General features: G+C 64.6%; 1 protein-coding gene. It reads right to left on the reverse strand.

Annotation, left to right across the window (positions count from 1 at the left end):
- Window positions 1-163: 163 nt before the first annotated feature.
- Window positions 164-1,348, reverse strand: coding sequence for an IS701 family transposase (locus SRB17_RS45245; protein ID WP_153548071.1), 1,185 nt, complete (start codon window positions 1,346-1,348; stop codon window positions 164-166).
- Window positions 1,349-1,401 lie beyond the last annotated feature (53 nt).

Consider the following 1,401-nt stretch of genomic DNA (forward strand, 5'->3'; position numbering starts at 1 on the left):
TAGTACTGCAACGGTGCTTGCCGTGACTGATGGCCAGGTCAGGGGATGTGTCCGCGTCGTTTGTAGTGGCTGATGCGGGCCTGGTGTTGGCGCCGTCGACGCCAGGTTGACCAGTGCAGGATGTGATCGACGGCCACGGCCCTGCGGTTGGTTAGACGCGTGATCAGGCGTCTGATTTCTGCGAGGCTGAGGTGGATGAGCTGGGAGGATCCGTTTCTGCTTTTCCAGTGTCGAGCTCACGGGCTCGCAGGATGGTGAGGCAGGCGTGGGCGGCCATGGCGAGTGTCATGTGGCGGTGCCAGCCGGGGTAGCGACGGACTTGGTAATCGTCCAGGCCGCATTCCTGCTTCGCGGTTTGGAAGCATTCCTCGATCGCCCACCGGCTGCCCGCGATGCGGATCAGCTGGTCGAGTGTGGTCTCGGCGGGACAGTAGGCAATGTAGTAGGAGATCTCATCGGGCCGGCTGACACTGCGGCGGGCGATCACCCAGTGCCGGCGGTCGGGCCGGTGCCAGGGCCGCACCTCGACGCGAGCCCAGTCATAAACCCGCAGGCCGTGAGCCCCCGCTCCGCAGGAACGACGCTTCCACTTCTGCCTCGGCAGGCCGTTGAACAGGTCGTGAACGGGGTGATCCATCGCCCAGCGCGTGACCACGGTGTCGTGACGGGTGGTGGACATGACGTGGAAGACGTCCGCTTGCTCGAGCTCGAACCGCCAGCCCTTGCTGAAGCCGTAGGCGGCGTCCGCGGTTACCCAACTGAACGGCAGGCCATCCGCGATGGCTTTGCGGACCATCGCCTTGGCCATGGCCACCTTCGTCGCGAACGCGACCTCATCACCGATACCGGCCCGGCGACACCGCTCACGGTCATCAGTCCAGGACGTCGGCAGATACAGGCGGCGGTCGATCAACGTCCTGCCGCGAGGAGTCGCATAGCCGAGGAACACGCCCACCTGGCAGTTCTCCGTCCGCCCGGCCGTGCCGGAGTATTGCCGCTGCACCCCGGCCGACCGCGTCCCCTTCTTCAGGAAACCGGTGTCGTCCACAATCAGGACCGCCTCGGGATCACCAAGGTTCTCCACCACGTACTCACGGACGTCGTCGAGGACCTCATCGGCGTCCCACTCGATCCGGTTCAGCATCCGCTGGATACGATCCGGGCCACCATGACCGGCCTCCTCGGCCACAGTCCAGCCGTTCTTACGCTGCAGCGGAGCGATCAGACCCCGCATATAGGCCAGTGCCGACTCACGCGGCTCCGACCTGCTGAAACGGTGCACAAATCGCTCGTGCACCAAGTCCAGTTCACGCGCCCAGAGTCTGACATCGGCAAGGTCCCCACCCATAACGACACCAACGACTGACCTGGCCATCAGTCACGGCAAGCACCGTTGCAGTA

Source organism: Streptomyces sp. RB17, assembly GCF_009604455.1.
Lineage (GTDB): Bacteria > Actinomycetota > Actinomycetes > Streptomycetales > Streptomycetaceae > Streptomyces.